The 7,606-nt window shown below is 73.4% G+C and carries 5 protein-coding genes; 3 read left to right on the top strand and 2 right to left on the bottom strand.

Annotated elements, in window-relative coordinates; all coding sequences use genetic code 11:
* Nucleotides 1-95: 95 nt before the first annotated feature.
* Nucleotides 96-2,951, bottom strand: a complete 2,856-nt coding sequence (locus IF30_RS0126025; RefSeq protein WP_030242893.1) for a DEAD/DEAH box helicase — start codon at nucleotides 2,949-2,951, stop codon at nucleotides 96-98.
* 366 nt (nucleotides 2,952-3,317) lie between these two features.
* Between IF30_RS0126025 and IF30_RS0126020 the strand changes: the two genes are divergently transcribed.
* Together IF30_RS0126020 and IF30_RS0126015 are read left to right on the top strand one after the other, a co-directional pair.
* Nucleotides 3,318-3,692 (top strand): hypothetical protein, encoded by a 375-nt coding sequence (locus IF30_RS0126020; RefSeq protein WP_030242892.1) that lies wholly within the window; start codon nucleotides 3,318-3,320, stop codon nucleotides 3,690-3,692.
* Between the two features lie 58 nt (nucleotides 3,693-3,750).
* The gene (locus IF30_RS0126015) at nucleotides 3,751-4,152 is read left to right on the top strand and encodes an ArsR/SmtB family transcription factor (RefSeq protein ID WP_267884566.1); all 402 of its coding nucleotides are present in this window, start codon (nucleotides 3,751-3,753) and stop codon (nucleotides 4,150-4,152) included.
* Nucleotides 4,153-4,215: 63 nt separating this feature from the next.
* Here IF30_RS0126015 and IF30_RS0126010 read toward each other — a convergent pair whose 3' ends face one another.
* Nucleotides 4,216-5,406 (bottom strand): aminotransferase class V-fold PLP-dependent enzyme, encoded by a 1,191-nt coding sequence (locus IF30_RS0126010; protein WP_051711153.1) that lies wholly within the window; start codon nucleotides 5,404-5,406, stop codon nucleotides 4,216-4,218.
* Nucleotides 5,407-5,471: 65 nt separating this feature from the next.
* On the opposite strand from IF30_RS0126010, the gene IF30_RS0126005 reads away from it, so the two are divergent.
* The gene (locus IF30_RS0126005; protein WP_199807924.1) at nucleotides 5,472-7,538 is read left to right on the top strand and encodes a S9 family peptidase; all 2,067 of its coding nucleotides are present in this window, start codon (nucleotides 5,472-5,474) and stop codon (nucleotides 7,536-7,538) included.
* The last annotated feature ends 68 nt before the right edge of the window (nucleotides 7,539-7,606 follow it).

The raw sequence follows: 7,606 nt of genomic DNA, 5'->3' as shown, positions 1-7,606 counted from the left end.
GCAGATGTCGCAATCCACACCGAGCCAGAAGGCCCTCACTCATTTCAAGATCACCACGCCGTGAACCCCGTCACCAACCTCCATGGTCAGTACAGCTAGCCCACGGAGGAGTAGGCGATGATGCCGCGGCGGAGGCCGTCGACGGCCTTGCGGGCGGTCTTGCGCAGTTCGACGTCCTCGCCGGCGGCGTCCTGGATCTGGCCGAGGACGTCGATCAGTTGCTTGGTCCAGCGGACGAAGTCACCGGCCGGCATGTCGGCGTCGCGCAGGACCTGGTCGAGGTTGTGGCCGAGTGCCCAGCGGTACGCGGCCCAGGCGAAGCCCAGGTCGGGTTCGCGCTGGCCGACGCCCTCGGCGGTGTTGATCCGGTGCTGCTCCTCCAGGGCGTCGAGGTGGCCCCAGATCCGGACCATGTTGCCCAGCGCCTCCTTGGCCGCGCCCTCCGGCACCCGGGGGGCGCCGGCGTCGTCGGACTGGCGCGCCTCGTACACCAGCGCCGAGGCGCAGGCGGCGAGTTCGGCGGCGGCCAGGCCGCTCCAGACGCCCTCGCGGATGCACTCGGAGGCGAGCAGGTCGAGTTCGCCGTAGAGCCGGCCGAGCCGCTTGCCGTCGTCGGTGACGGTGTCGCCGCGCAGGTAGCCGAGGTCGGTGAGGAGACCGCAGACCCGGTCGAAGGTGCGGGCGATGGTGTGGGTGCGCGAGCGCATCCGGCGTTGCAGCAGTTCGGTGTCGCGGTGGAGCCGGTGGTAGCGCTCGGCCCAGCGGGCGTGGTCCTCGCGGTCGGAGCAGCCGTGGCAGGGGTGTCGGCGCAGTTCGGCCCGCAGCCGGGTGATCTCCGGGTCGTCCGCGGCGGCGGCGCGGCCCTTGCGGAACCGTTCGGGCTCCAGGTGGCCGGCCTTGGTGCGCAGCGCGGAGGCGAGGTCGCGACGCGACTGGGGGCTGCGCGGGTTGAAGGACTTGGGGATGCGCACGCGCTCGATCGCGGCGACCGGGTGCGGGAAGTCGATCATGGCGAGCCGCTTGACCTGGCGCTCGGCGGTGAGCACCACCGGGCGCGGGCCGTCCTGGAAGTCGGGGTGGCGGGTGGCGCCCCGGCCGGAGCGGTTGACCGGCGGCAGGCCCGGGTCGAGGACCAGGGCGAGGCCGGCGAACTTGCCGGTGGGGACGTGGATGACGTCGCCCGGCTTGAGCTGCTCGATGGATTCGACGGCGGCCGCGCGGCGCTGGCTGCTGCCCTCGCGGGCCAGCTCGTTCTCGCGGTCCTTGAGGCGGTGGCGCAGCTCCATGTACTCGTCGAAGTCGCCGAGGTGGCAGGTCATCGACTCGCGGTAGCCCTCCAGGCCCTCCTCGTTGCGCTGGACCTGGCGGGAGATGCCGACCACCGAGCGGTCCGCCTGGAACTGGGCGAAGGACGTCTCCAGCAGTTCGCGCGAGCGGTGCCGGCCGAACTGGGAGACCAGGTTGACGGCCATGTTGTACGACGGCCGGAACGAGGACTTGAGCGGGTAGGTGCGGGTGCCGGCCAGGCCGGCCAGCGCCTCCGGGTCCAGACCGCGCTGCCAGAGCACCACGGCGTGGCCCTCGACGTCGATGCCGCGCCGCCCGGCCCGGCCGGTGAGCTGGGTGTACTCGCCCGGGGTGATGTCGGCGTGCGTCTCGCCGTTCCACTTGACCAGCTTCTCCATGACCACCGAGCGGGCGGGCATGTTGATGCCGAGCGCCAGGGTCTCGGTCGCGAAGACGGCCTTGACCAGGCCCTTCACGAAGAGCTCCTCGACCACCTCCTTGAACCGTGGCAGCATGCCGGCGTGGTGGGCGGCGATGCCCCGCTCCAGTCCGTCCAGCCACTCGAAGTAGCCGAGGACGTGCAGGTCCTCGTCGGGGATGTCGGCGCAGCGCTCCTCGACGATCGCCCGGACCTGGGCCCGGTCGGAGTCCTTGTTGAGCCGCAGACCGGAGCTGAGGCACTGCTGGACGGCGGCCTCGCAGCCGGCCCGGCTGAAGATGAAGGTGATCGCGGGCAGCAGGCCCTCGGCGTCGAGCCGGTCGATGACGTCCACCCGGCCCGGCGTCCAGACCCGGCCGGGACGGCCGTTGGGCATCGAGCGGCCCCGGCCGCGGTTGAAGCGGTCGCGCGGATTGCGGTCCGGCTCGGAGCGGGCGAGCCTGACCAGCTCGGGGTTGACGGCCTTGCCGGGGTTCTTCAGGCTGTTCCGGGGCCGGCCGTCCCGGTCCGGATCGGCGAACAGGTCGTACATCCGGTTGCCGGCCATGACGTGCTGCCACAGCGGCACCGGGCGGGTCTCGGAGACGATCACCTTGGTGCCGCCGCGCACGGTGTCCAGCCAGTCGCCGAACTCCTCGGCGTTGGAGACGGTCGCGGAGAGCGAGACGAGGGTGACCGACTCGGGGAGGTGGATGATGACCTCCTCCCAGACGGCGCCGCGGAACCGGTCGGCGAGGTAGTGCACCTCGTCCATCACGACGTAGCCGAGGCCGTCGAGCGTGCTGGAGCCCGCGTAGAGCATGTTGCGCAGCACCTCGGTGGTCATGACCACCACGGGTGCGTCGCCGTTGACGGTGTTGTCGCCGGTGAGCAGGCCGACCTTGGCGGCGCCGTAGCGCTTGACCAGGTCGCCGTACTTCTGGTTGGACAGTGCCTTGATCGGCGTCGTGTAGAAGCACTTGCGCCCGGCGGCCAGGGCGAGGTGCACGGCGAACTCACCGACGATGGTCTTCCCGGAGCCGGTGGGGGCGGCGACGAGGACGCCGGATCCGGCCTCCAGCGTCTCGCAGGCCTGCAGCTGGAAGTCGTCCAGCGGGAAGTCGTACAGCTGCTGGAAGCCGTGGAGGGCGGTGGCCTGCTCCTTGGCCCGGCGACGGCTGGCCGCGTACGCCTCGGCGGGGCTGAGCTCCCGGTCGTCCTGGGGCTCTGGATCGGGGGTGTTCATCGCCGTCCGGGTGTGATTGGTGTGATCTCGCATCTCAGCGAGAGGTTACCCGGGAGGACTGACATCGATAGCACCGTTTTTTCTGCGGTCCGCTCGCCCCTGCGGGATCGCCCGTGGGGTCGCCCGCGGTGTTGGCGCACGATCGCCGCACGATCGCCGCGGGATCGCCGTCGGTCGTCGAAGCGGTGCCGGATCACTGTCGGACCGCCGCGGGATCAGTTCTCCCTCAGATCCATAGTTGCAAATGTCTTCAATCAATCGCAGATGGGCCGACTTCGAACGTCTTCGATCATTGCCGGTGGACCGCTGCCAGGCCTCCCTACCTTCGGACGTCACAGTCACCGAACGCACGGGAGGACGGCCACGATGGCGAACCTGGAGATGTCCCTCAAGGAGGCCATGACGATCGACGGCGCGATCGGCGTCGCCCTCGTCGACTACGGCAGCGGCATGGCCCTCGGCAGCCTCGGCGACGGCGGCGAGCTGGACCTCAACGTCGCCGCGGCCGGCAACACCGACGTGGTCCGCGCCAAGATGCGCGCCATGGAGATGCTCAACCTGCACGACAACGAGATCGAGGACATCCTGATCAGCCTGACCAACCAGTACCACATGGTCCGGCCCATCACGACGCCCAGCGGACGCGGCCTCTTCCTCTTCCTCGCGCTCAACCGCAGCCGCTCCAACCTCGCGATGGCCCGCCACCAGCTCAAGCGGATCGAACTCTCGCTGGAGATCTGACCCGGACCGACACCAGGAAGGGGGCATCGTGACGACGGGGGTACCTCCCGGCCGGAGGCTGGGGGAGCTCTACCAGGCCAAGGCCGAACTCTTCCGGATGCTCGGCCATCCCGTCCGGATCCGGGTACTGGAACTGCTCCAGGCCGGACCGACGCCCGTCCGCGGTCTGCTCGCCGAGCTGGGGGTCGAGCCCTCCAGCCTGTCCCAGCAGCTCGCGGTGCTGCGCCGGTCCGGCATCATCACCGCCACCCGGGAGGGCAGCACGGTGGTCTACGCGCTGGCCGGCGGGGACGTCGCCGACCTGCTGCGGACGGCCCGGCGGATCCTCACCGGGGTGCTGTCCGACCGGAACCTGCTGCTCGCGGAGCTGCGGGCGGACAACGGGGGCTCGGGGGCGGTGCCGGAGTCCCTGCGGTCCCCGGCCGCTGAGCCCCGAGCCGTCCAGGCCCCGGCGCCCTGAGCGCCGCGCCGCCTGGACCCCCAGCCCGGCGCCCCGAGCCGTTCGGGCGCCCGCGCCGCCGCGCTACGCCTTGAGCAGCCCCGCCAGCCCGTCCGCCAGCCGCTCGTACTCCTCCGGCCGGTTGTAGAGCTGGCCGCTGACCCGCAGCACCCCGCCGCCGGCCCAGGGGCGGACGGCGATCCGGGTGCGCAGCCGCTGCCACGCCTCGGCCATCAGCGCCCGTACCTGCGGCTCGGTCTCGCCGTGGCCGGCCGGCAGCCGGACGGCGCGCATCCAGACCCCGGGCGTCGCGGGCAGCGGCGCCAGGCCCGCCCGCTCGGCGAGCACCCGCTGGCCGTACGCGGCGAGGGCGGCGTTGTGCCCGGCCACGGCGGCTCGGCCGAGTTCGCGCAGCAGCTCGAATCCGGCCGGGGCGGCGAGCCAGGGCGTGTAGTCGCAGGTGCCGCGCCATTCGACGTTGCCGGGGAAGCCCTTGTCGTGTTCCCAGGACAGTGCCGTCGGGCGGACCCGGGCGGCCCACTCGGGGCGGACGGCGAGCACGCCGGTGGCGCGCGGGGCGAACGCCCACTTGTGCAGGTTGCCGAACCAGAAGTCGGCGTGCGGGTCGACGGGGGTGGGCAGCATGCCGGGGGCGTGGGCGCCGTCCACCACGGTGGTCACCCCGCGTTCGCGCAGTTCGGCGAGGAGGGCCGGGCCGGCCACCAGGCGGGCGGTGGGCGAGGTGAGCTGGTCGAGGACGGCGACGGTGGTGCGTCCGTCCACGGCGGCGAGCACCGCCTCCCGGACGGGGTGCTCGTCCGGGGCGCCCAGTGGTACGCGCACGACCACGGGTTCGGCTCCGGTCTCGGCGGCCTTGCGGACGACGGCCCGGGTGACGGCGCCGTAGCCGTGGTCGGTGACCAGGATCCGGTCGCCGGGGGCGAAGGGGATGGTGTCCAGCGCGATCGCGGCTGCCTCGGTGACGTTGGAGACCAGGGTGAGGAGGGCCGGGTCGGTGCCGAGCTCGGCGGCGATCCGGGTACGGGCGGCGGCGATCCGGGCCGGCAGGTCGGCGAAGAAGCCGTCCGGGTCAAGCTCCTGCTCGGTCCGCAGTCGTGTCTGCGCCCGCTGCACCGGGAGGGGCACCGCGCCGAAGGAACCGTGGTTCAGGTGCGCGCCCTCCCGCGTCACGCTGAACAGGCCGTCGGCGGCGGGCAGCGGGGCCGGGGGCTCGGCGGTCCGCAGGTCCTCGATCACGGCTTCCTCCACTGGCATGGTGTGTGACATTTCACATGACAGACTACTGGTCGGCACCCGCGCCGCGCGACCACCATCGGGCCGTGACCATCACCGACGCCTTCCTTGCCCTCAGCGCCCGTACCGGCCGGTTCACCTTCGGCGCGCCGCGTGCGTACACCTTCGCCGAGGGCGGTACCCGGCTGCTGCTGCTCCGCTCGACCGGCCCCGAGGACCCGGTCGACCGCCTCCACCTGCTCGACACCGCCACCGGCGAGGAGCGACTGGTCGCCGACCCGGCCGCGCTGCTGCCCGGCCGCACCGGCCACCGCGACGACCTGCCCGTCCTCGAGCGCCGGCTGCGCGAGCGCACCCGGCTGGTAGCCGCAGGGATCGGCGGCTACGCGGCCACCGCCGACCTCGCGGTCGCCGTCTTCACCCTCGACGGCCGCCTGTTCCGCACCGAGACCGCGACCGGCTCCAGCGACGAACTCCCCACCGCCGGGCCCGCGTTCGACCCCCGACCGGACGCCACCGGCCAGCGCGTCGCCTACGTCGCCGAGGACGCCCTCTACGTCACCCCCGGCCTCGCCCCGCTCTCCCCCGCCGACGGCGCCCGCTGGGGCGTCGCCGAGTTCGCCGCCGCCGAGGAGCTCGGCCGCTCCCGGGGCCACTGGTGGCGCCCGGACGGAACCGCACTGCTGGCCGCCCGGGTCGACGAATCCGCCCTCCCCCGACGCCACTTCGCCGACCCGGCCCACCCCGGCGAGGCACCCGAGGACTTCGCCTACCCGCAGGCCGGCGGCCCCAACGCGGACGTCCAGCTCTGGGTGCTCGGCCTCGACGGCGGCCGGGTCCGGCTGCGGTGGGACGCCGACCGCTTCCCCTACCTCCGCGCCGCCTCCTGGGCCGGCGACCGCGAGGTGCTGCTCACCGTCGCCGACCGGCTGCAGCAGAACGTGCTGCTGCTCAGCGCCGACCCGGCCACCGGCGAGACCAGCGAACTCTCCCGCACCACCGACGAGTTCTGGGTCGACGACCTGCCCGGCACCCCCGACCGGCTGCCTGACGGCCGGCTCCTCACCGTCCACGACACCCCGCAGGCCCGCGGCCTCGCCCTGGACGGCAAGCCGCTGGACACCACCGGACTGCAGATCCGCCGAGTGGTCGGACGGCTGCGCGGCCGACTGCTGTGCGAGACCGGCCACGGCGACCCGGCCGACCAGTACGTCCACCTGATCGACCCGGACGGCGGCGCCCCCGAACTCCTCACCCCCGGGCCCGGCGTGCACTCCGCCCTCGCCGCCGCCGGCACCCTCCTGCTCACCTCCGCCTCCGCCGACGGGATCCGCCGCCGCGTCCTGCGCGACGGACACGAACTGCCGCTCACCGACCTCAGCGCCGCGCTGCCCCACCCCGTCCGGCCGCAGCTGGCCCGGGTCACCGACCGGGGCCTGCCGAGCGCCGTGGTCTACCCGCGCGAGCACGTCCCCGGCCGCCGCCTGCCCGTCCTGCTGGACGTCTACGGCGGGCCCGGCTTCCAGGCCGTGGCCGCCGAGCCGCGCCGCTGGCAGCTCCGCCAGTGGTGGGCCGACCAGGGCTTCGCCGTGGTCACCACCGACAACCGCGGCACGCCCTTCGTCTCCCCGGACTTCACCCGGGCGATCTTCCGCCGCTTCTCGAAGGCCGCCCTGGACGACCAGGTCGACGCCCTGCACGCGCTCGCCGCACGCCACCCGGACCTCGACCTCGGCCGGGTCGGCGTGCGCGGCTGGTCGTACGGCGGCTACTTCGCCGCACTCGCCGTGCTGCGCCGCCCCGACGTCTTCCACGCCGCCTGCGCGGGCGCCCCGCCCACCGACTTCCGGCTGTACGACACCGCCTACACCGAGCGCTACCTCGGCCTGCCGCGGGACAACCCCGAGGGCTACGCCGGCGACTGCCTGCTCACCGACGCGCCCGGCCTGACCAGGCCGCTCCTGCTGATCCACGGGCTCGCCGACGACAACGTCCACCCCTCGCACACCCTGCTGCTCTCCCAGGCGCTCACCCGCGCAGGCCGGCCGCACGCCGTGCTGCCGCTGCCGGGCGTCACCCACATGACCCCCGGCGGGACGAGCGAGCAGCTGGCCCAGGCCGAACTCTCCTTCCTGCGGGACGCGTTGGGCTGACGCGTTCCCGGGTTTCCGTTGCGCCGCCGGGGCCGGACTGCGACACTCCGCGTGACCGCCGCCCGGCC

It is taken from the genome of Streptomyces sp. NRRL S-350, from assembly GCF_000719705.1.
In the GTDB taxonomy this organism is placed as follows: domain Bacteria; phylum Actinomycetota; class Actinomycetes; order Streptomycetales; family Streptomycetaceae; genus Kitasatospora.
This window is presented reverse-complemented; position numbering and strand designations above follow the sequence as displayed.

Bases quoted from the DNA above. Each gene is read 5' to 3' on its own strand.
- IF30_RS0126025 (WP_030242893.1), bottom strand. From the start codon at position 2,951: ATGAACACCCCCGATCCAGAGCCCCAGGACGACCGGGAGCTCAGCCCC.
- IF30_RS0126020 (WP_030242892.1), top strand. From the start codon at position 3,318: ATGGCGAACCTGGAGATGTCCCTCAAGGAGGCCATGACGATCGACGGC.
- IF30_RS0126010 (WP_051711153.1), bottom strand. From the start codon at position 5,406: ATGCCAGTGGAGGAAGCCGTGATCGAGGACCTGCGGACCGCCGAGCCC.